Origin of the sequence: Stenotrophomonas sp. PFBMAA-4 (assembly GCF_030053215.1) — a bacterium.
In the GTDB taxonomy this organism is placed as follows: domain Bacteria; phylum Pseudomonadota; class Gammaproteobacteria; order Xanthomonadales; family Xanthomonadaceae; genus Stenotrophomonas.
Genome location: NZ_JASGBW010000001.1, coordinates 72264 through 93279 on the forward strand (window position 1 = coordinate 72264; position 21016 = coordinate 93279).

Here is a 21016-nt window from a genome sequence, read left to right on the forward strand (position 1 = left end):
GCCCCGGTTGGATGCACGGCAGCGGGCTGCATCCAAACCGGCCTCGGCTGCGTACAGCACACAGACTCCCTTCACCTGCCTGATCGCCGCCCGGATGTACCCTGACGCCGCCAGCCCTTCCTTTGACTTCGACACCGCGCGCATCGTGTCCAGTTCCCAGCAGCCGAGCAACGAGCCGACGAACTGGACCGGTGACATGGACGGTGTGGCGCGCCTGCGCGACCGCGCCTGTTTCATGCGCATCTATGACCACTTCATGCCGCGCCTGTGTGTGTACCTGCGTGGCCTGGGGGCGCCGGAGGCGGTGGCCGAGGAACTGGCCCAGGAGTGCCTGCTGCGCCTGTGGCTGCGCGCCGCCGATTACGATGCGGCGCAGGGGGCGCTGAGCACCTGGCTGTACCGCATCGCGCGCAACCTGCAGATCGACCGGGTGCGCCATGAACGCAGCTGGATGCAGGTGCAGGCCGCGGTGGAGGAGGCCTCCAGCAGTGATGCACAGTCGCACAGCAGTGCCGAGCACTATGCTGACCAGGCCAGGCTGCGCCAGCGCATCAACGAACTGCCGGCAGTGCAGGCACGGCTGGTGCGCATGTCCTATTTCGAAGCCAAGAGCCACGGTGAAATTTCCGAGGCGCTGGGGATGCCGCTGGGCACGGTGAAATCGCACCTGCGCCGGGCATTCCTGCAGCTGCAGCAGAAGGTGGGGGGCATGCCATGAACCCGCACCACCACCTGCATGAATCGACCCTGCTGAGCTACGCCGCCGGCGCGTTGCCCGCGCCGCTCAGCGTGGTGGCCGGTACCCACCTGGAGCAGTGCCCGCATTGCCGCCAGCGCCTGCGCGAGGCCGAGGCCATCGGTGCGGCGCTGATTGAGCAGACCCAGCCGATGGTGGTCAGCGGGCGCGGCCCGGCACTGCGTGCAGCCATGCTGGCCGAGTTGGAGCGTAGTGAGCCTGCCGTGGCTGCCGTCGCCGTCGCCCGGCCGGCCGAGCCACCGGTGGAGCGGCCTGAAGTGAATGCGGACCACCTGCCGGCCTCGTTGCATCCGTACTTCGGGCGCTCGCTGGGGGGCCTGCGCTGGCGCTGGATCGCCCCGGGCGTGCATTGCATCCGCTCCGCAGAAATGCCGTCGCTGATCATGCTGAAGATCGCACCGGGCAAGTGCCTGCCGATGCACAGCCACGGCCGCAGCGAGCTTACCCAGATCCTGCGCGGTTCCTACAATGATGCGCTGGGCCTGTTCGCGCCGGGCGATGTGGCCGACCTGGATGAGGATGTGGAACACCAGCCCGTGACCGCACCCGGTGTGCCATGCATCTGTGTGTCGGCACTGGATGCCCCGCTGGTGTTCAGTGGCTGGCTGGCGCGCAAGATCCAGCGGTTCGTCAAGCTGTAGCACGCTGGGAGGAGGGCCCATGGACAACGGCAATGCGCTGCGGGTGCTGGTGGTAGGCGCCACCGGGCTGGTGGGCCAGGGCGTGCTGCAGGCGTGCCTGCAATCGGCCAATGTGGCCCGGGTGGCCGCGCTGGTGCGGCGGCCGGGCAGCGTGGCGGGCAACGTCGATGAGATCGTGCTGCCGGACTTCCTGCGAGCCGCCACCCTGGGCGATGCGCTTTCGGGATTCGATGCCTGCTTCTATTGCGCCGGTGCTCCGCCCGTGGGTACGCCCGAGGCTGAGTACCGCCAGGTGACGCTGCAGGTGACCCGCGCCGTCGCTGACGCGTGGGTGGCGGCGAACCCTGAAGGATGCTTTCTGTACGTATCCGGTGCACATGCCAACCCGGCCAGCCGGATCATGCCGCTGCGGGTGAAGGGCGAGACCGAGCAGGCGCTGGCGCAACTTCCGTTGCACACGGTGATGCTGCGACCGGCGGGCGTGCGGCCGGTATCCGGCACGGGCACGCGGCACGCACTGCTCAAGCCGTTCTATCTGCTGGCCCGCCCGCTGATGGCGGTGGCCGAAGGGCTGCTGCCCGCGCTGACCACCAGCAACCGGGCCATCGGCCAGGCAATGATCGCGCTGGCCGGGATGCCGGCACCGCCGGCGGTCGTGGAATGCGCGCAGATCAACCGGCTGGCGCGTGGGCCTTCAGGACGCTGACCACTGACTCCGCCAGATCGCTGCGGGTGAATGGCTTTGACAGCAGGGGCGCCGAGCGGCCCTTGCTGCCGACCGCATCGTGATCACGCGGGTAGCCGGACGTGAACAGAACAGCCACGCTGGGCCAGCGTTCGCGTACCTGCCGGCCCAGTTCCCAGCCTGACATGCCCGGCATCACGATGTCGGAGAACAGCAGATCGATCTTCGCGTCCGGGCGTTCCAGCAGGCGCAGCGCGGACGGACCGTCGTGCGCTTCCAGCACCCGGTAGCCCAGCTGGCGCAGCGCCTCGACGGTGTAGGCACGCACGTCGTCGTTGTCTTCGGCGACCAGGATGGTTTCTTCGCGCGGTTCGTAGCCGGCCAGCCCGGTGGCCGCCACGGCGGTTTCACAGGGCAGCTCCAGCGACGAGCGCGGGAACATCATGGTGATGCTGGTGCCGCCGCCCTCCACCGAATCGATGAGGACGTGACCGCCGGACTGCTTGACGAAGCCATGCACCATCGACAGGCCCAGGCCGGTGCCACGGCCCACCTGCTTGGTGGTGAAGAAGGGCTCGAAGACCTTGGCAAGCGTATCGGCCGACATGCCGTGGCCGTTGTCGCGTACGCGCAGCATCACATATTCGCCGGGCGTTGCATCGGGGAACAGCGAGGCATAGTCATGGTCGAGGTGGCTGTTGTCCACTTCCACCACCAGGCGCCCACCGTGGGACATCGCGTCGCGCGCGTTCACCGCCAGGTTGAGCACCGAGGCTTCGAGCTGGCTGAGGTCGAGTTCGACACACCAGAGGCCCTCGGCGGTGCGGATGTCGAGCTGGACCAGCTCGCCCAGTGCCCGCTGCAGCATGTCATGCATGCCCAGCAGGGCATCGTTGAGATTGACGGCCTGGCTGCGCAGCGGCTGCTTGCGGGCGAAGGCCAGCAGGCGCTGGGTGAGGCTGGCCGCACGGCCCACACCCTTCAGCGCGTTGTCCAGCGCACGCGCACTCATGTTGCCGGGCTGGCCGTCACGCTGGTTCAGCAGCATCGCGTGTTCAACGTTGCCGGCGATCACGGTCAGGATGTTGTTGAAGTCATGGGCGATGCCACCGGTGAGCTGGCCCACCGCCTCGATCTTCTGTGCCTGCCGCAGCGCATGCTCGGCCTGGATGCGCGCCGTGGTCTCCACGGCCTCGGAAACCACTGCGTTCACCGCACCCTCGGCACCCTGCAGCGGGCGGAAGGAGAAATCAAAGCTGCGGTGGCCGGTCGGCAGTTCAAGGTCCATCGCCTGCAGGGCGCTGCGCCCCTGCGCGGCATCGCCCACCGCCTGCTCGACCATGCGCGCAAGCTCGGGGGTGCCGGCAAACCACGGCGACTCCCAGAAGGGCAGGCCGATGACATCGTCCTTCTCGGCCAGTACCGCAGCGAGCGAGGCAACATTGGCATCGACGATGCGGCCAGACGTGTCGAGCAGGACCTGGTGCTGGAAGCTGGATTCGAAGATGGCCTGCAGGCGGCGCTTGCTGCCCTGCAGTTCGGCCGTACGCGCCTGCACCTGGCGCTCCAGTGACTCGTTGTCCTCACGCAGCGCCAGCTCGGCACGCTTCAGCGAGGACACGTCGCTGCCCAGGCAGGTATAGCCGGTGACGCTGCCATCGGCCGCGCGCTCGGGCACGCAGTCCATCTGCACGAAACGAGACTCGCCGCTGCGATGGACCAGGGTGGTCTGGAAGCTGGCCCGCTCGCCGGCCAGTACCCGCTGCAGGCTGGGCAGGGCGTTGGCAAAGGCCTCTTCTCCGCCGATCTCGGCAGCGGTGCGGCCGAGGATGCCCTGCAGGTCGGCACCGTGCCAGTCAAGGAACGCCTTGTTGGCAAAGCGGTAGCGGTGGTCAGTGTCGAGGTGGGCGATCAGCGCCGGCACCGCATCGGTGATCTGTTGCAGCTGCGCCTGGCTCTCGTCCAGCGCGGCCCGGGCATGGGCCAGCTGGCTGCGCTCGCTGGCCTCCTGGCGGGCGCGGCGGATCGCATCGGGCAGCCGTTGCAGGCGCTGCTTGACCACGTAGTCGCGCGCGCCGCGGGTGAGCGCCTGCACGGCCAGTTCTTCGGTCAGGGTGCCGGAGACGAAGATGAAGGGAATCTGCGGCGCGCGCTCACGCGCCAGGTCGAGCGCCGCATCGCCGTCGAAGCCCGGCAGCACGTGGTCAGCGAGGATGACGTCGAAACGATCACTCTCGATCGCTTCGATGAAGGCATCGCGGGTCCACAGGCGCTCGATCTCGAAATCCAGCCCGGCCCGCTGCAGTTGCGCCGTGATCAGCTCCGCATCGAGCGCGCTGTCCTCCAGCATGAGGATGCGCAGGTGCGACGCGCGGCGCGTGGCATCACGCATCGCGGGGACCTGTTCCGATGGACGGGTGCGGCGGCGGCTGGTTGGTGATGCCCCAGAACATGCCCAGGCCCTGGATGGCGTCGAAGAACTCCTTGAAGTCCACCGGCTTGACCACGAAGGCATTCACGCCCAGCTGGTAGCTGCGCACCAGGTCCTGCTCCTCGCGGGACGAGGTGAGCATGACCACCGGCGTACTGCTGAGCGACGCGTCGTTGCGCACCTGCTCCAGCACTTCCAGGCCATTGATCTTCGGCAGTTTCAGGTCGAGCAGCACCACCACCGGGCCGCCATGCTGCGTGCCGGCATAGGCGCCTTCGCAGCGCAGGTAGTCCAGCGCTTCGGCGCCGTCGCGCACGTGGATGACGTCGTTCAGCAGCTGGCAGCGCGCCAGCGCAGCCATCGTCAGCTCGGCATCCTTGGGGCTGTCTTCAACCAGAAGGATGGGCCGCAGATCCCTCATGGGTGTTCTCCGTCTTGATGGGGCAGGGTGAAATACAGCGTGGCGCCCTTGCCAGGCACGCCCTCGGCCCAGGTGCGGCCGCCATGGCGGCCGACGATGCGGCGCACATTGGCCAGGCCGATGCCGGTGCCTTCGAATTCCTCGACGTGGTGCAGGCGCTGGAACACGCCGAACAGCTTGTCGACGTAGCGCATGTCGAAACCGCAGCCATTGTCGCGGACGAAGAACATGTCTTCCTCGTCGGTGCGTTCGCAGCCGACCTCGATGATGGCGTGCTCGCGTTCGCGGGTGAACTTGACCGCATTGGACAGCAGGTTCTGCCAGACCAGGCGCATCATCGTCGGGTCGGCCTCGATGACCGGCAGCGCGCCGACCTTCCACTCGACCTCGCGCCCGGCATGATCGAAGGCCAGGGTGCGGCGTACATCACTGACCAGGGCGCCCATGTCCAGGCGCATGCGCCCCAGCGTCGAGCGGCCCATCTGCGAGAAGCTCAGCAGGTCATCGACCAGCGTGCCGGCCGACTTCGCCGATTCGACGATGGTGTCCAGGAAGCGGCGCTCGGTGGCGTTCAGGCGCTCGGCGGCGGAACTGCCGAGCAGCTCGGAATAGCCCACGATATGGCGGAACGGTGCGCGCAGGTCATGGCTGACCGAATACGAGAAGGCCTCCAGCTCCTTGTTGCTGCGCAGGAGCTGTTCGTTGAGCTCGGCCATTTCTTCGGCCTTGCGCAGCACGATGTCGACGATGGCGGTGCGCATCTCATGCGCGGCATCGCGGTCGGCATCGGTCCAGGGCAGGCTGCGCTGCTGCACGGTCTCCTTCCACGCCTCGAAGGAATGTCGTGGCGACAGGACCGTCCCCGGTGCCGCGGTCTTGCGCGGGTCGCCGCCCCAGCGCACGGTGCGCACCACTTCGGGGCGGAACCACATCAGGAAACTGTCGTGCAGCTGCGAGATCGACACCGCCAGCAGTCCACTCGCCGTGTCGGTGAGGGCCTCGCCCCCTGCCCACACGCTGGCGAGGTGGTCGGTCGCATGGACTTCGTCGCCGGCGTGCTCGGTCGCCAGCCAGCGGGCGATGTCCAGCACTTCATGGCGGCTGGGGCACTGGCCCACCAGCAGGCAATCCCCCTTGTGCACGATCGCCGCGCCGGCCGCGTTGGTCAGCGACATCAGGCTGGCCGGATCCTGGCGCAGCGCGGCCATGAACTCCTCGTCGCCGGCCATGCGCCCCAGCAGCCGCACCAGCACCGAGCGCCGGTTGATGCGCTCTTCCACCGCACGTGCCCGTTCCTTCAAGGCAATCTGCAGCGAGACGATCTGGCCCATGAACTCGCACGCGGTGCGCACCGGGTAGGGCAGGCGGCGGGCGTCCGCGCTGTGGCAGGACACCAGGCCCCAGAGCTGGCCCTCGTGGATGAGCGACACCGACATGGAAGAGCCGGTACCCATGTTGCGCATGTACTGCAGGTGCACCGGCGAAACGCTGCGCAGCACCGACAGGCTCAGGTCGGTCGGCGCTGCATCGGCATGCCGTGCGGCGCGTACCAGCGGCACGGCGCTGTAGTTGGCATCGGCGATCAGGCGCACGCGGTTGCGGCGGTAGAGCTCGCGTGCCTGTGCGGGGATGTCCGACTCCGGGAAGCGCAGGTCGAGGTAGGAGGGCAGCACACCGTTGCTGTCCTCGGCGATGACGATGCCGTTCCAGCCGCTGTCGAACTGGTACACCAGGGTGCGGTCGAAGCCGGTCATCGCGCGCATGTGCTCGGCGGCGATCTGGCACAGCGCCTCCACCGTGCTGGCTGTCTCGATGGCCGCCATCAGTTGCCGGATGGCCGGATACAGCGCTTCAAGCGAGGTCGGCTGGCCCGCAACCGGCGATTCCAGTTCCAGCAGCACGGCCTGCGCCGAGCGGTGGGCCAGTACCTGGTGGCGGCCATGTGCCGCTAGATCGATGGAACCCAGATGCAGCGAACTGTCCGTCGCCAACTGGCGGACCGGTTCGACGCAGTCTGCCAATGCGCCGCCCAGCACCGCCTCGAGCGTCTGCCCCAGCGGATCGCCGAAGCGCTCGAGCAGCGCGGGTTCGCTCACTGCGCGCTCAAGCACCTCCAGGGATGCCGGGTCGATCACCAGCAGCACGCCGTAAGGCTGGATCGCCCCGGGCGTGTGGATGGGCTCCTGCGCGCAGAGATCCAGCGCGACGTCCTGCGCGATCTCAGTAGAGGCCATCAGCAACGCTCGCGGTTCGGGGCAGGTTGGCAGCGCCGCAATGCACGCCACGACGCACGTCTGAGTCGGAAGAAAAAGCCATCGCTACATGGTGAAGCAAAAACCGTGATTCGCATACAACTCTTTCATGTGAAGACGAACGCGCAATGCGCTGAACAATTCAGGCTCACGCGCTTCATCGACGGGAGGGCTTTCGCGGAACCTGCATCAGGGCTGCACACGTGCTGCACGCGTGCTTGCCTAGATTGCACTGCATCCCTCTCCTGGCGACGCCGCGTGGACCTGCAGCCTTCCGTTCCGTTCTCCTTCCCCCGTCGGCCGATGCCGGACAGCGGCCACTTCGAGCTGCTCGATGTCAACGCCCTTCAGGATCCCTGCAGTGGCCGCATCGTGCACCTCTACGCCCTGGTGGCGCGCTGCACGGCGTGCGAAACGGTGTTCAAGGCCGAAGAAGGCGCTGGCCTGGTCAGCACGTCGTCCGCCCGCGTGGTGCGGTGCCCCGCTGGCTGTGGCCAGCAGGCCTTCAGCGGTGCCGCGCTGCGGCAGTGGCGTGCGGCTGCCGCGCCAGCGGGCTGACCGTCGATTACAGCTGGGCTGGATTGAGCTGCCAGACCGCATGGTTGAGTGCGGTGGCAAAGCTGACCCAGGCCAGGTAGGGCAGCAGCAGCCAGGCTGCCAACGCACGACGGCGTGCAAACGCCAGCATGGTCGCGAAGATCAGCACCAGCAACAGCAGGATGTCGGCAAACGCCGCCGCACCGAGCTTCCAGCCGAAGAACAGCCAGCTCCAGAGCACGTTGGCGACCAGTTGCGCGACATAGAGCCCAAGCGCGGTCCGGTTGGCGCGCCAGCCGCCGTGGCGCCAGACCAGCCACGCACTGATCGCCATCAGCACATATAGAAAGGTCCAGACCGGCCCGAACACGCTCGCCGGTGGTGCCCATGTGGGCTGTGCCAACTGGCCGTAGAAGGCGGCGGCCGAGATCGAAGCGCGGGCACCCAGTGCCGCAGCCACCAGGGTCACGGCCAGCCAGCCCACCAGGCCGAACAGCTGTCGTCTATGATTCATCGTTGGTCCTTTCGATCCATATGCAGTGCGGTGTGTCTACGGATGTGCCGCTGTATTGGATGCAGGCGCCGCCACGGTCAGTCCGCGGCGCGGGGACCGCCGTCAGCAGGGAGCAGGGCCGGGCGCCCGTCAAACCATTCGCGCGCGCCCGCCAGATGCCACTGGCGCTGCTTGCCATCCAGTTCGATGCCAGCGCCGAGCAGGCCCCAGCGCAGGTAGAGATCACCGCGCTTGTTCTGCTCGAGCAGATCCAGGCGTGCGCGCAGTGACAGGCGCTCGTTCTCTGCCTGCAGGCCATCCAGCACGATGTGTCCTGCCTGCCAGCGCAGGCGGGTCGAGGCATTCACCTGCCCGGCATCGAGCAGCGACAGCACCCAGCGCGGATAATCACCGCGCTCGGCGAACACCGCCAGCAAGGGGCCGGCATCACTCATGGTCAGATCGGCATTGGCATCGACCCGGAACGGCGCCTGGGCATCGATGCGGCCCTGCTTGAACCGCACGCGGCCCTGCCACGGAGCCTTGCGGTCCTGCTGGCCAACCTGCACGTCGCGCAGCTGCACCGAGGTACCGGACAGGTCGAAGTAGCGCTGCTTGAAGTCGCCACGCCGCAGGGTGGCGTCCACCTGCGCATTGCCCAGCAGGTCCAGCCCGGCCACCCGCATCCGTGCTCCGCTGCCCAGCAGCGTGGCCGTGCCGTGGCCGACGCGGCCATCGGTATCCAGCTCCACATCGCCGGTAAGCCTGCCCGTGCCGCCGAGCAGGCGGACCTGGTTGCCGCCCAGGTAGCGGTTGTAGGCGGTCAGGTCGGGAATGGTGGCGTTGTTGAAACGCAGCCGCGCGCGCATGTCCTTGCGGAACTCGCGCAGTCGGCCATCACCACTGAGCTGCAGGGCCAGGTCGCGGCCGTCGAACAGGGTGTCTCCCTTGTTACCACCGGCGCGGGCATTGAAGCGCGGCACGCGGACATCCAGCACCGCACGGGTGGGCGTGCCGGGCTTCAGTTCGCCGTGGGCGCTGGCCGTGCCGGCCATTCGTACGCCCGCCACCTCGGCCGACGCCTCGGCCTCGGGAATGTCCACCGTACTGCCGGCGGCAAGCTCGCCCTGCTGCAGCTGCAGGTCGGCACGCACGGTGCCGCCGCCATCGAGCTGCAGCCACGGCTTGCGCAGGAACAGCGCGGGTATCCAGTTGAGCGAAGTGAACGTCCACTCGCCCTGGACGCGGCCGGAGGTGCGTTCGATGAGCTGGGCGGGCTCGCGGAAAGGAATTTTCCGTCCGCTGACATGCAGGTCAGCATCCAGCGAGGCACCCGTATCCTCGCGTGCCGGCAGGCGTGCCTGCAGGCGGATGTCCTGTGCGGCGTCCATCTGCAGGGCCAGCGTGCCGCGATCGGGCGCGCCCGCACCGGCCTGCAGCGGCACGCGCCACACGGCGCGGCTGCCTGGCTGCAGGGTGCCGCCATTGAGCGTGATGTCTGCCTGCAGCTGCCCGGTGCTGGGTGAACTGGAGACCGCCAGCGTCCGTGCATCGGTGTCCACGCGGATGCCATGGCTGCGCGCATCCACCTTCAACGCGCCGTGGATGATCTCGAACTTGGCGATGCCCGGTGCTTGGTCGCGGTAGTGCCAGGGGTAGCCGAAGCGGGCCTCCACCTTCATCGCGTCCAGCAGCTGCACGCCGTCGTAGCTGGCGCTGGCATCGGCGAAGGCCACCTGCGAGTCATACAGTTCCGAGGGGCCGCCGCGCAGCTGCTTGCGGAACCCCACGGTGCCGCTGCCCTTGCCGATGATGAGCAGCTTGCCGAAACGGGCGTGCTGGATGGAATCGCTATGGATGGCGTCGAAGCGCAGGGTCCACCCCTGGTTCCCGCGGGGCGGCGGTGGCACCACGTCCTCGACGCGGGTGACCTCGGCCGACACCCCCGTGGCCTGCAGGCGCGGCACGCGCACTTCGCGGCGGAACAGCGGCCACAGTGCCAGCCGGGCGCTGGCACGCTCGGCATGCAGGACATACACCGTATGGTTCACGTGCCCGCGCATGTGCACGTTCCAGGCAATGACATGGCCCGGCAGCAGGGTGATTGCCGGGCCGGTGCGCATCACGAACTTCTGCGGCTTGTGGTTGGTGACCCGGTCGAACAGGGGCGTGTTGAGGAACAGGTTGCCCGCCAGCAGGTAGGCGGCGTAGACCCCGGCAATGCTCCATGCCAGCACCCGCCAGGGGCGCGGCCATTGCTTGAAACGTACTGGAAATGCGGGCATCCGGGCTCAGGGACGGGTGGGTGTGCGCCACTATCGCGAAGATGACTGCGTGGCGATGTGAATGCCTGTGGAGGCAAGCGCTGGCGCTCGGTGACCCGTGACGGGGCGTGTGATCTGAATTTCACATGCCGAAAACGTCTTCACAGTGCTTAATACGCTTCCTGACGAGTGGGGGCTCGTCCTTCAGGGTCGGTCCCCGGCGTTTCCAACTACCTGGACCGTACCCATGGCGGCATTGCAGCAGCGCACCATCGATCTCATCCGCGAGCATCAGTCGACCCTGATCGCGCAGTGGCGGGACAACATCAACGCCGCCGGGCAGAACGACGACAGCCGCATCGGCGCGCGCGACCTGGACATCCAGGTCAACGAATTCTGGCAACTGCTGCTGCCCGCCCTGTCGGCGGCCGATGCAGCCAACCTGCAGGGCGGCGAATGGCAGGGCATCCGCCATTTCCTCGAGGATCTCTCGCGCGACCGCGCGCTCAAGGGGTTCAGCTCGTCGGAGACCGCCACCTTCATCTTCTCGCTGAAGCGGCCGCTGTTCCAGCTGCTGCAGGAGCACCACAGCGGTGACCCGCAGTCGCTCGGCGAGCAGCTGTGGTCGATCTCCGAGCTGCTGGACGTGCTGGGCCTGCACACGGTGAAGGCGTTCCAGCGCACCCGCGAGGACGTCATCCAGCGCCAGCAGGAAGAGATGCTGGAGCTTTCCACGCCCGTGGTGAAGCTGTGGGATGGCGTGCTGGCGCTGCCGATGATCGGCACGCTGGATTCGCAGCGGACCCAGGTGGTGATGGAATCGCTGCTGCAGCGGATCGTCGACACCGGCTCGGAAATCGCCATCATCGACATCACCGGCGTGCCGACCGTGGATACGCTGGTGGCACAGCACCTGCTGAAGACCGTCACCGCCATCCGCCTGATGGGCGCCGACGCGATCATCAGTGGCGTGCGTCCGCAGATCGCGCAGACCATCGTGCACCTGGGCCTGGACCTGCAGGGCATTGTGACCAAGGCCAACCTGGCAGACGCGCTGGCCCTGGCGCTGAAGCGGAACGGCGTGACCATCAGCCAGGCCAACCGCTGATGGACCGCATCCCGATCCTGCAGATGGGCGACCTGCTGCTGGTCACCATCCAGGTGGACATGCACGACCAGCTGGCGCTGAACCTGCAGGACGACCTCAGCGAGCGCATCCGCCGCACATCGGCGCGTGGCGTGCTGATCGACATCTCCTCGCTGGACATCGTCGATTCCTTCATCGGCCGCATGATCGCCACCATTTCCGCGCTGTCGCGGGTGATGGATGCGACCACCGTCGTGGTGGGCATGCAGCCGGCCGTAGCCATTACCCTGGTCGAGCTGGGCCTGGACCTGAGCGGTGTGCGCACGGCACTGAACGTGGAGCGCGGCATGAAGCTGCTGCGCCAGAGTGATGAAGCGCCATGACCGCACGTCAGGGGACGTTACCGGTGCGGGTGGAGCAGGACGTCGTGCTGGCCCGCCAGGCCGTGCGCCAGGCCGCGGTGGCCTGCGGGCTGCGCCTGGTCGACCAGACCAAGCTGGTGACCGCGGCCAGTGAGCTGGCGCGCAACACCGTCATCTACGGCGGTGGCGGGCAGATGGACTGGGAGCTGCTGGATGAAGGGCTGCGCCGTGGCGTGCGTTTGGTGTTTTCCGACCAGGGCCCCGGCATTGCCAACATCGAGCAGGCGTTGACCGATGGCTGGTCATCGGGCAAGGGCATGGGCCTGGGCCTGTCCGGCTCACGGCGGCTGGTGGATGTCTTTGAACTGGACAGTGCGCCGGGCCAGGGCACGCGCATCACCATCACCAAATGGACGTGAGTTTCTCCGGCCACGTCACCCGCGTCGTGGCCGTGGAGGAATCGACCCAGGTCGGGCAGGTGCGCCGTGAGGCGCTGGCTCTGGCGGCGCGTATCGGTTTCGACGAAACGGACAGCGGCCGGGTTGCACTTTCGGCCAGCGAGCTTGCCAGCAACCTGCTGCGCCATGGCGGTGGCGGCAAGGTCCATCTTTCGGTCGTGCAGGGGCGCGACGCCCGCGGTATCGAGCTGTACACCGTGGACGCAGGTCCCGGCTTCGTGCTTTCGCAGGCGCTGGTGGAAGGCTATTCCACCGGCGGCAGCCAGGGCCTGGGCTTGGGCGCGGTGAAGCGCCAGGCGGCGCTGCTCGACAGCTGGTCGGATGCGCGTGGCACGATCGTTGTCGCCCGCATCTATCCTGATCGTGCCGGCCCACGCGTCGACCTCGCCTATGGCGCCCTGCGCCTTGCCATGCGGGGTGAAGAAGCCTGCGGCGATGCCTGGCACCTGTCGATGCGCGAAGGGCAGGCGACGCTGACCGTGATCGACGGCCTGGGACACGGCCTGCCTGCGACCGATGCGGCGCAGGCAGGCACGCGCGCGGCCGCGGAGGCGGGCGTGGACGCGCCCGGCCAGCTCATTGAGGTGATGCACCGGGCCATGTCGGGCACCCGCGGCGGCGCCGTCGCCGTGGCGACCCTGCCGCTGGCCGGGGGGGAGCTGCAGTTTTCCGGGATCGGCAACATCAATGCCGGCATTGCCGACGCCGCGACCTACCGCGGCCTGGCCTCGATGCCCGGCATCGTCGGCGTGCAGTACCGCAAGGCACAGGCATTCAACGTTCACGCCGCGCACGGCACCCTGCTGCTGATGCACAGCGATGGGCTGCAGGGACGCTGGCGGTTGCAGGACTATCCGGGCCTGGTGCATCGCCACCCGGCCCTGGTGGTGGCCGTGCTGCAGCGTGATTTCGACCGTGGGCGTGACGATGCCAGCATCGTTGCCCTGCGCATGGGAGCGTGGTGATGGGGCAGGAGCAGATGCAGGAAGAGAACGCGCGCCTGGCGGCCGAGAATGCCGCGTTGCGGGCGGAGCTGGAAGAAACCAACCAGGGCGTGCTGGCGCTGTATGCCGAGCTGGACCAGCAGGCGGTGCAGCTGCGCGAGGTGTCCGATCTCAAGAGCCGGTTCCTGTCCTACATGAGCCATGAGTTCCGCACGCCGCTGGGCTCCATCCTCAGCATGACCCGGTTGCTGGAGGACGGCTTCGACGGGCCGCTCAACGATGAACAGCTGCGCCAGGTGCGCTTCGTCAGCGCCTCGGCTTCGGAGCTGCGCGAGATGGTGGACGACCTGCTGGACCTGGCCAAGATCGAGGCGGGCCGCATCACGATCTCGCCGGGCTGGTTCGACTTGATGGACCTGTTCGCCGCGCTGCGCGGCATGTTCAGGCCGCTGGTGGAGAGCAACCAGCGCATCGAGCTGGTGTTCGAGGATCCGCCGCCGCTGCCGATGCTCTACACCGACGACAAGAAGCTGGCGCAGATCCTGCGCAACTATATTTCCAACGCCATCAAGTTCACCCCGGAGGGGCAGGTGGTGGTGTCGGCGAGGATGGAAAGCGAGGTCGAGGTCCGCTTCACCGTGCGCGATACCGGTATCGGCATCGCGCAGGAGCTGCTGCCGGCGCTGTTCGAAGACTTCGTGCAGGTGGATTCGCCGCTGCAGAAGCGCCTGCGCGGCACCGGCCTGGGCCTCTCGCTGTGCAAGCGCTTCGCTGAACTCCTCGGTGGCCGTGTCGCGGTGGAGAGCCTGCCTGGCAGCGGTTCGGCATTCCATGTCATCCTGCCGGTAGCACTGGACCAGGCGACGGAGGCCGCCAATGCCCCACTCTGATCGTGTGCTGGTGGTGGACGACAACGCGGCCACGCGGTATTCCGTGCGGCGCGTGCTGGAACACCATGGCTACAGCGTAAGTGAAGCGGCCACCGGGCAGGAGGGGCTCGACCGGCTGGCCGGCTCTGAGTTCGGCGCGGTGGTGCTGGACGTCAACCTGCCGGACATGAGCGGCTTCGACGTGGTGCGCCAGCTGCGTTCGCACCCGCGCACCCAGCTGCTGCCGGTAGTGCACGTTTCGGCCGCCTCCATTGCCACCGGCGACATGATCACCGGCCTGGACAACGGCGCCGATGGATACCTGATCCACCCGGTGGACCCGGATGTCCTGCTGGCGACCCTGCGCAGCCTGCTGCGCGCGCGCCGGGCCGAAGAAGCATTGCGTGACGCAGACGCGCGGTTCCAGGAGATCTTCAGCCAGGTCAACGCGCCCATTGCCGTGCTCGATGAGCAGCTGCAGGTCCACGAGAGCAATCCCGCGTTCGCGCGCCTGCTCAGCGACGCCGATGCCAATGGCTCCCTGTTTGCCATGATGGGCAGCAACAAGGAGTTCGTGCTGGACCTGCAGGACGCACTGGCCCGGCAGGAGCGCTGGCAGGGCGTGCTGGCCATCGCGGGCCGGCAGGGCCTGCGCAATACGCAGTGGCGGCTGACGCCGGACCGCCGCACCGGCCATGGGCTGGTGGTGGTGGAAGACGTGACCGAGCACCACGTGCGCGCCCGCGCACAGCGCGCCGAGCTGGAAACGGCCACCACCGAGCTGGCCCACCAGATCGCCGAGCGCACCCGCACCGAAGGCGAGCTGCTGCAGGCACAGAAGATGGATTCGCTGGGCCAGTTGACCGGCGGCATCGCCCATGATTTCAACAACCTGCTGACCACCATCATCTCCGGCCTGGACATGATCGAGCTGGCCGTTGCCTCTTCCCGGCTGGAGAAGGTGCCCCAGTACAGCAGCATCGCCGCCGCATCGGCCCAGCGCGCCGCCGCCCTGACCCAGCGCATGCTGGCGTTCGCGCGCAAGCAGCCGCTGGATTCGCGTCCCTTCGACCTGGTCGCGCGCACGCGCTCGCTGGAAGACCTGCTGCGCCGCTCGATCGGCGAGAACATCGAGCTGGAATTCGAGCTGGGCGAGGAACCGCTGGTGGCCATCGCCGACGTCAACCAGTTCGAGAACGTGGTGTTGAACCTGGTCATCAATGCACGCGACGCACTCGCGGGCCGCGGCCTGATCCGCCTGCGCGCCGAAGCCTGCGAGGTCCAGCGGGAGAACAAGTTGACGCCGGGCCGCTATGTCAGCCTGAAGGTGATCGACAACGGGCCGGGCATCCCGCTGGACCTGCTGGACAAGGTCTTTGAACCCTTCTTCACCACCAAGCCGCAGGGCGAGGGCACCGGGCTGGGCCTGTCGATGACCTATGGTTTCGCGCGGCAGTCAGGCGGGGTGGCGCGCATCGCCAGCGAGCCGGGCGAGGGGACCGAGATTGAATTGCTGCTGCCTGCCGGTGAACCGGTCCAGACCGAGGCCAGCATCGACCAGGCAGCCCCCCCACGTGGCCAGTCCGAGCGCATCCTGCTGGTGGATGACACCGATTCGGTCCGGATGATGGTCGGCGAGATGCTGTCCGAGGCCGGCTACCAGGTCACGCTGGCGGCGGATGCCCGCCAGGCGCTGCGCCAGCTGAGGCATGACCCCGCATTCGACCTGCTGCTGTCCGACGTCGGCCTGCCGGGCATGGACGGGCGCGAACTGGCCGATGCCGCGCGCGAGATCAATCCGGTACTGCCGGTGCTGTTCATCACCGGCTATACGGAGCGCGCCGCGGTGCGCGAGACCTTCCTCGGGACCGGCATGAGCCTGCTGCCCAAGCCGTTCAGCCTGCTGGAACTGATGGCCGCCGTGCGCGCGGCGCTGTAGGGCGGCCGGGCGACGGTGCTTCGGGCCAACCCGGCCAGGTGATCGGCTACCATCGCCTCTTCAAGGAGGGGGCATGGATGTCATCACACCAGGGGTTCTGATCGTTGCGGTCATCGCCGTGATCGTCGTGGGCTTCGTATTCGGCGGCCGGCACCGGAACGCCAGGCCGCCATCGCGCATCTACCGATGCCGGGGCTGCGGATCTGCCGCGCACCATGATGCACGGACAATGGAGGCTTGGCGCGGTGGCAAAACCACGTTCTTCTGCCAAGCCTGTCACCGGCAGTGGCTGCAGGCGCAGCCACCGCGACACCGGGGCAAGCCAGAGTCGACCACGAAAGGCGGATCAGGGTGCCTGGGGGTCATGGCGCTGGTGGCGGCGCTGCCGATGGGGTTGCTCTGGGCCTGGCTGCAGGCCTGACCCAGGGCCAGGCCCGCAACGGCATCAGCCTGGCAGCTCACACTGCATCTTGCCGTCCACGTAATAGGGCTTCGGCACGTTCGGGTTCTCGCTGGTCTTCTCGAAGACCACCTCGAACGAGTCCGACTTTGGCGTTCCCTTGCGGTCGGTGCAGGCGTCGCTGAGTTTCTTCTTCACTGCGGTGATGCCGGCATCGCGGTTGGCGCCGTCGGCGCTGTTGGTCAGGTTCACCGTTTCGGCCAGGGCCAGCGGGCTGAGGGCCAGCAGGCTGGCGGTGACGATCAGGCTGTGCAGACGGGTCATGCAATCTCCTCGTGCGTTCCATTGCGGGCGCGCCGCAGGCGTGCGACGCGCAGACAGCATAGGCAACACCGGTTAAGGCACCGTGCTCGGCCATCGAAGCAGCGGCACTGCGACCGATTGTCGCGCCGATGCTAGTGGGAACCATTCGCATCTGCTATGATTTAACGCGACCTTAACCAGCGCCGCTGCCGCCGCCCCAGGCGCGCCTCCTATCAGCAGGTTCCCCATGTCCCATACCCGTTCCCTTGCCCGCGAGCCGATGCGCTCGCTGCTATCCGTGTCCGTTGCCACGCTGCTGGCGCTGCCGATCGCCGCACAGGCCCAGTCGGCAATGCCGGACGGCGCCACGCCCACCGATCTGGATGCAGTGCACGTCAACGCCTACCGCACGATCACCCACACCTCGGGTGCAACCAAGACCGATACCCCGGTGGCGGAGATGGCCAAGTCCGTCTCGGTCATCGCCCGTGAGGAACTGGACGCACGCGGCGTGCAGAACCTCAATGAGGCGATGCGCTACGTGGCCGGTGTCTCGCTGGAAAGCACCGGCATCGACAACCGCGTGGATGATTTCCGCATCCGTGGTTTCGATGCCGGCAGCTGGAGCAACAACGTCACCGTCGATGGCATGCGCGCCCCGCAGGGCGGGCAGTGGAACCGGACCATGGTCGACAGCTGGAACCTGGACCGCGTGGAAGTCCTCAAGGGCCCTTCGGCCGTGATGTACGGCCAGGTGGCACCGGGCGGCATGGTCAACCAGGTCAGCAAGACACCCACCCCGGACCAGCAGCAGGTGCTGCAGCTGGGCGTGGATGGCAACGGCCAGTACAGCACCGCCTTCGACGTCGGCGCCGGCAGCGATGACAGGCGCCATCTCGGCCGCCTGGTTGGCCTGTACCGCGACGGTGACACGCAGATCAAGCACACCGACCAGGAGCACTGGTTCCTCGCCCCCAGCTATACCTGGCAGATGGCCGAGCGCACCCGCCTGACCGTGCTGGGCCTGTACCAGCGCGACGATGGCGGCTCGACCTACCAGTTCCTGCCGATGGCAGGCACCCTGGTGGCCACGCCCCACGGCCACATGAAGAACAGCACCTTCATCGGCGAGCCGACCTGGAACACCTATGACCGCACCATCTGGTCCGGCGGCTGGCTGTTCGAACACGCCTTCAACGACCATTGGACGCTGAGCCAGAGCGCGCGCCGGTTGAACGTGGAATCGACCTTCCGCAGCGTGGTGACCAATGGCGCGCTGAACGCCGATGGCCGCACGCAGAAGCGCCGCTCCACCTGGGGCGAGGGCGATTCGCGTGGCGATACCGCCGATACCCGCCTGACCGGCACGTTCAGCACCGGCGGCGCCGAGCACACCCTGCTGCTGGGCGTGGACTGGCAGAAGGCCGACTGGACGGCCGCGCGCGGCGCGATGGGCACCGCCACCGATACGCCCACCGCCATCGACATCTTCAACCCGGTCTACAGCGGCTACATCCCGGCCACCACGTCGATCAGCTACTCCGGTGGCATCAACCGCCAGACCGGTGCGTACCTGCAGGATCAGATCGCGCTGGACAAGTGGCGCTTCACCGTCGGCGGCCGCTACGACCGGACCAAGGATGACACCTGGACCCAGGCGTACACCGTGGCCACCGACCGCTTCGGCGCACGCGCACCAAGCCACATCAAGAACGATGCCTTCAGCGGCAACGCCGGCATCCTGTACGTGGCCGACAACGGCCTGACCCCGTACCTGAGCTATGCCGAATCGTTCCAGCCGGCCGGCAGCACGGCCACGCAGTCCTTTGAGCGCACGGCGTTCGATCCCATCACCGGCAAGCAGTGGGAAGTGGGCCTGAAGTACCAGCCCGCCAGCTTCGACGGCCTGATCACCGTGTCGGCCTACGACCTGCGCCAGCAGAACGTGCTGACCGATGATCCGGACAGCAGCCACAACACCTGCGGCACCACGGGCACCAGCCAGTGCCAGGTGCAGGATGGCGAAGGCCGCGTGCGCGGTGTCGAACTGGAGGGCCGTGTCACCCCGCTGCAGGGCTTCAGCGTGATCGGCGCTGCGTCGTGGATGGAATCGGAAGTCACCCGCAGCAACAACGGCTACCGCGGCAAGGAACTGGCGATGGTGCCCGACTGGACCGCCTCGCTGTGGGGGGATTACACCTTCCAGGCCGGTGCCCTGGAAGGCCTGAGCCTGGCGGCGGGTGTGCGCTACAACGGCACGAGCTATGGTGACAGTGCCAACCTGTACCGCATTCCGTCCTACACGCTGTGGGATGCGGCCATCCGCTATGACGCCGGCCTGCATGGCGCAGTGGGCACGCTGCTGTCGTTGAACCTGAGCAACCTGGCCGACAAGCGCTTCGTGTCGACCTGCACCGGCGTGTCCTCCTGCTACTACGGCACCGGCCGCACGGTGACGGCGACGGCGCGGTTTACCTGGTGATGCGCACCTGGTGTTGAGCACCTGATGATGCAAGGCTGCCGCCGCACTCCAAAGGGGCGGCGGCAGCGCCGATCACGCGGCTGCGTTGGCGGCGTACGCGGCCAGCACGGCCGGCAGTTCGTGCATCGACTCGAAGATCACGTGGACACCGGCGGCACGCAGGGCCTCGGGCGTGCTGTGGTACTGGCCGCCCGGGCTGTAACCGAACACCGTGGCGCCGGCAGCAACGCCCGCGGTGGCGCCGGTCACGGTGTCTTCGATGACCGCGCAGCGGGTCGGATCGACGCCCAGCGCGGCGGCGGCGGCCAGGTACACATCGGGGTGCGGCTTGGTCCGCGGCTGGTCCTGGCCACTGAAGATCTGCCCGCCGAAGGCATCGAGGATGCCGATCTTGCCCAGCTGCAGGCGCACCTTCAGCAGATCGGCGCCCGAGGCGCAGGCGATCCTGCCGCCGGTGGCCGCCTGCAGGGCACGCACGGCGGACGGCGCGCCGGGGATTTCAACCAGGTCGCGCTCCAGCGCCACGTTGCGCTGGTGGCGGAATTCATCCAGCCACGCCTCGGTGAAGGGCTTGCCGGTGCGTTCCTCGATCAGGCCAGCCAGGCCCGCCACGGATTTGCCGAGGAAGATCTCGCCGGCCTGCTGCTGGGTCAGCGGCCAGCCGCGCTCGGTCAGCATTTCCGAAAGCACGCGGGCAACCAGCGGCTCGGAATCGACGAGGACGCCATCGCAGTCGAACAGCACGGCATCGAAGGGGAAGGGGGACATCAGGAACTCCTTGCAACAACCAACGGGGGGAAGCTGCCCGTCATTTTCCCACAGGCGGCGGCGGGGTGCGCCGCGCCTCGATGAACGCCGCGATCCGCTGCAGCGTGGCCGCGTTGCCGGCGTTGTAGACGATCATCGACAGGTCCGGGCGTGCCTCCACCGCGAACGTCGAGAATTCCAGCTCCAGCGGGCCCAGCTCCGGGTGCTTGAGGCGCTTGCTGCCGTCGCCTTCGCTGGCAACATCGTTGCTGCGCCAGAGCGCCGCAAACTCGGGGCTGCTGGCCGAAAGCTCGGCCGCCAGCTGCGCCACCTCCGCCTCGGCACCTGCACGGATCGCGTCGGCCCGCAGCGACGCCACCACGAAGCGTGCAACGCTGCTCCAGTCTTCCTGCGCCGCGCGTACCCGGCTGTTGCTGAAGATGAAGCGCAGGATGTTGCGCTCGCTGGGCGGCACCTGCGCGTAGTCGGTCAGCAGTACCGTGGCGGCGTGGTTCCAGGCGACCACATCCCAGGTCGGGGTGCGGATCAGCGCCGGGCTGTGGGGCAGGGCGTCCAACACCCGCTGCAGGCGCGGCGAGATGCTGTCACCGCTGCGGTATTTCACTTCGGGCGGGCGGCCCAGCCCCAGCATGTACACGTGCTCGCGTTCTGCATCGGTCAGGCGCAGGGCGGAGGCGATGCGGTCCAGCACCTCGGCCGACGGCGCGCCGCCGCGGCCCTGTTCCAGCCAGGTGTACCAGGTCGGGCTGATGCTGGCCCGTTGCGCCACCTCCTCGCGACGCAGGCCTGGCGTGCGTCGGCGGCCGGTGGCGAAACCGAAACTGGCCGGATCCAGCCGTGCGCGGCGGCTCTTGAGAAATTCCCCGAGCGAGTGCTGGTTCATGCCGTTCCCTGCCTGTCAGTGACTATACCTGTATAACGTC

20 protein-coding genes are annotated in these 21016 nt (G+C 67.7%); 12 read left to right on the forward strand and 8 right to left on the reverse strand.

Translation table 11 applies throughout. The features are described 5' to 3' along the window. Positions 1-94 precede the first annotated feature (94 nt). From QMZ26_RS00330 to QMZ26_RS00340, 3 genes are read left to right on the forward strand one after another with little or no spacing between them, the layout of a single operon-like run. On the forward strand, positions 95-718 hold the full coding sequence (locus QMZ26_RS00330) for a sigma-70 family RNA polymerase sigma factor (RefSeq protein ID WP_200731713.1): 624 nt from the start codon (positions 95-97) through the stop codon (positions 716-718). Beyond that, positions 715-1398, forward strand: coding sequence for a ChrR family anti-sigma-E factor (locus tag QMZ26_RS00335; RefSeq protein ID WP_108746752.1), 684 nt, complete (start codon positions 715-717; stop codon positions 1396-1398). The genes QMZ26_RS00330 and QMZ26_RS00335 overlap by 4 nt, the downstream gene beginning before the upstream one ends. Before the next feature lie 19 nt (positions 1399-1417). Further along, complete coding sequence (locus QMZ26_RS00340; protein ID WP_283220204.1) at positions 1418-2104, forward strand: NAD(P)H-binding protein; 687 nt, start codon at positions 1418-1420, stop codon at positions 2102-2104. Here the strand turns inward: QMZ26_RS00340 and QMZ26_RS00345 are convergent. From QMZ26_RS00345 to QMZ26_RS00355, 3 genes are read right to left on the reverse strand one after another with little or no spacing between them, the layout of a single operon-like run. After that, the gene (locus tag QMZ26_RS00345; protein ID WP_283220205.1) at positions 2070-4475 is read right to left on the reverse strand and encodes a hybrid sensor histidine kinase/response regulator; all 2406 of its coding nucleotides are present in this window, start codon (positions 4473-4475) and stop codon (positions 2070-2072) included. The genes QMZ26_RS00340 and QMZ26_RS00345 overlap by 35 nt on opposite strands. Further along, positions 4468-4935: a response regulator gene (locus tag QMZ26_RS00350; protein WP_200731710.1), complete on the reverse strand. Its 468-nt coding sequence runs from the start codon at positions 4933-4935 to the stop codon at positions 4468-4470. Before QMZ26_RS00350 ends, QMZ26_RS00345 begins: the two co-directional genes overlap by 8 nt. After that, positions 4932-7169, reverse strand: a complete 2238-nt coding sequence (locus QMZ26_RS00355) for an ATP-binding protein (RefSeq protein WP_283220206.1) — start codon at positions 7167-7169, stop codon at positions 4932-4934. The genes QMZ26_RS00350 and QMZ26_RS00355 overlap by 4 nt, the downstream gene beginning before the upstream one ends. A 276-nt stretch (positions 7170-7445) precedes the next feature. On the opposite strand from QMZ26_RS00355, the gene QMZ26_RS00360 reads away from it, so the two are divergent. Continuing rightward, entirely contained in the window at positions 7446-7745 is a 300-nt protein-coding gene (locus tag QMZ26_RS00360; RefSeq protein ID WP_283220207.1) for a hypothetical protein, read from the forward strand. Positions 7746-7752: 7 nt separating this feature from the next. Here QMZ26_RS00360 and QMZ26_RS00365 read toward each other — a convergent pair whose 3' ends face one another. Continuing rightward, positions 7753-8238, reverse strand: a complete 486-nt coding sequence (locus tag QMZ26_RS00365) for a TspO/MBR family protein (protein ID WP_283220208.1) — start codon at positions 8236-8238, stop codon at positions 7753-7755. Between the two features lie 77 nt (positions 8239-8315). Then, on the reverse strand, positions 8316-10502 hold the full coding sequence (locus QMZ26_RS00370) for a hypothetical protein (RefSeq protein WP_283220209.1): 2187 nt from the start codon (positions 10500-10502) through the stop codon (positions 8316-8318). Positions 10503-10728: 226 nt separating this feature from the next. Here QMZ26_RS00370 and QMZ26_RS00375 point away from each other — a divergent pair, with 226 nt between their 5' ends. From QMZ26_RS00375 to QMZ26_RS00405, 7 genes are all read left to right on the forward strand, one after another. Beyond that, the gene (locus QMZ26_RS00375) at positions 10729-11589 is read left to right on the forward strand and encodes an STAS domain-containing protein (protein WP_283220210.1); all 861 of its coding nucleotides are present in this window, start codon (positions 10729-10731) and stop codon (positions 11587-11589) included. Then, a complete protein-coding gene (locus tag QMZ26_RS00380; protein WP_079221983.1) occupies positions 11589-11951 on the forward strand; it encodes an STAS domain-containing protein in 363 nt (120 codons plus the stop codon). Before QMZ26_RS00375 ends, QMZ26_RS00380 begins: the two co-directional genes overlap by 1 nt. Further along, entirely contained in the window at positions 11948-12349 is a 402-nt protein-coding gene (locus tag QMZ26_RS00385; RefSeq protein ID WP_079221982.1) for an anti-sigma regulatory factor, read from the forward strand. Before QMZ26_RS00380 ends, QMZ26_RS00385 begins: the two co-directional genes overlap by 4 nt. Beyond that, complete coding sequence (locus tag QMZ26_RS00390; protein WP_283220211.1) at positions 12340-13353, forward strand: ATP-binding protein; 1014 nt, start codon at positions 12340-12342, stop codon at positions 13351-13353. Before QMZ26_RS00385 ends, QMZ26_RS00390 begins: the two co-directional genes overlap by 10 nt. Further along, positions 13353-14222 carry an ATP-binding protein gene (locus QMZ26_RS00395; protein ID WP_200731702.1) on the forward strand — a complete coding sequence of 290 codons (870 nt, stop codon included), beginning with the start codon at positions 13353-13355 and terminating at the stop codon, positions 14220-14222. Before QMZ26_RS00390 ends, QMZ26_RS00395 begins: the two co-directional genes overlap by 1 nt. Next, the gene (locus tag QMZ26_RS00400) at positions 14209-16140 is read left to right on the forward strand and encodes a response regulator (protein WP_283220212.1); all 1932 of its coding nucleotides are present in this window, start codon (positions 14209-14211) and stop codon (positions 16138-16140) included. The genes QMZ26_RS00395 and QMZ26_RS00400 overlap by 14 nt, the downstream gene beginning before the upstream one ends. A 73-nt stretch (positions 16141-16213) precedes the next feature. Continuing rightward, entirely contained in the window at positions 16214-16561 is a 348-nt protein-coding gene (locus QMZ26_RS00405; RefSeq protein ID WP_200731700.1) for a hypothetical protein, read from the forward strand. Between the two features lie 24 nt (positions 16562-16585). Here the strand turns inward: QMZ26_RS00405 and QMZ26_RS00410 are convergent, their stop codons facing one another. Then, positions 16586-16864 (reverse strand): hypothetical protein, encoded by a 279-nt coding sequence (locus QMZ26_RS00410; protein WP_079221976.1) that lies wholly within the window; start codon positions 16862-16864, stop codon positions 16586-16588. A gap of 226 nt (positions 16865-17090) precedes the next feature. Here QMZ26_RS00410 and QMZ26_RS00415 point away from each other — a divergent pair, with 226 nt between their 5' ends. After that, entirely contained in the window at positions 17091-19325 is a 2235-nt protein-coding gene (locus QMZ26_RS00415; RefSeq protein WP_283220213.1) for a TonB-dependent siderophore receptor, read from the forward strand. Positions 19326-19397: 72 nt separating this feature from the next. Here QMZ26_RS00415 and QMZ26_RS00420 read toward each other — a convergent pair whose 3' ends face one another. Both QMZ26_RS00420 and QMZ26_RS00425 read right to left on the reverse strand, forming a co-directional pair. After that, positions 19398-20093 (reverse strand): HAD family phosphatase, encoded by a 696-nt coding sequence (locus QMZ26_RS00420; protein ID WP_283220214.1) that lies wholly within the window; start codon positions 20091-20093, stop codon positions 19398-19400. 40 nt (positions 20094-20133) lie between these two features. Beyond that, on the reverse strand, positions 20134-20976 hold the full coding sequence (locus QMZ26_RS00425) for a helix-turn-helix transcriptional regulator (protein WP_283220215.1): 843 nt from the start codon (positions 20974-20976) through the stop codon (positions 20134-20136). Between the last annotated feature and the right edge of the window lie 40 nt (positions 20977-21016).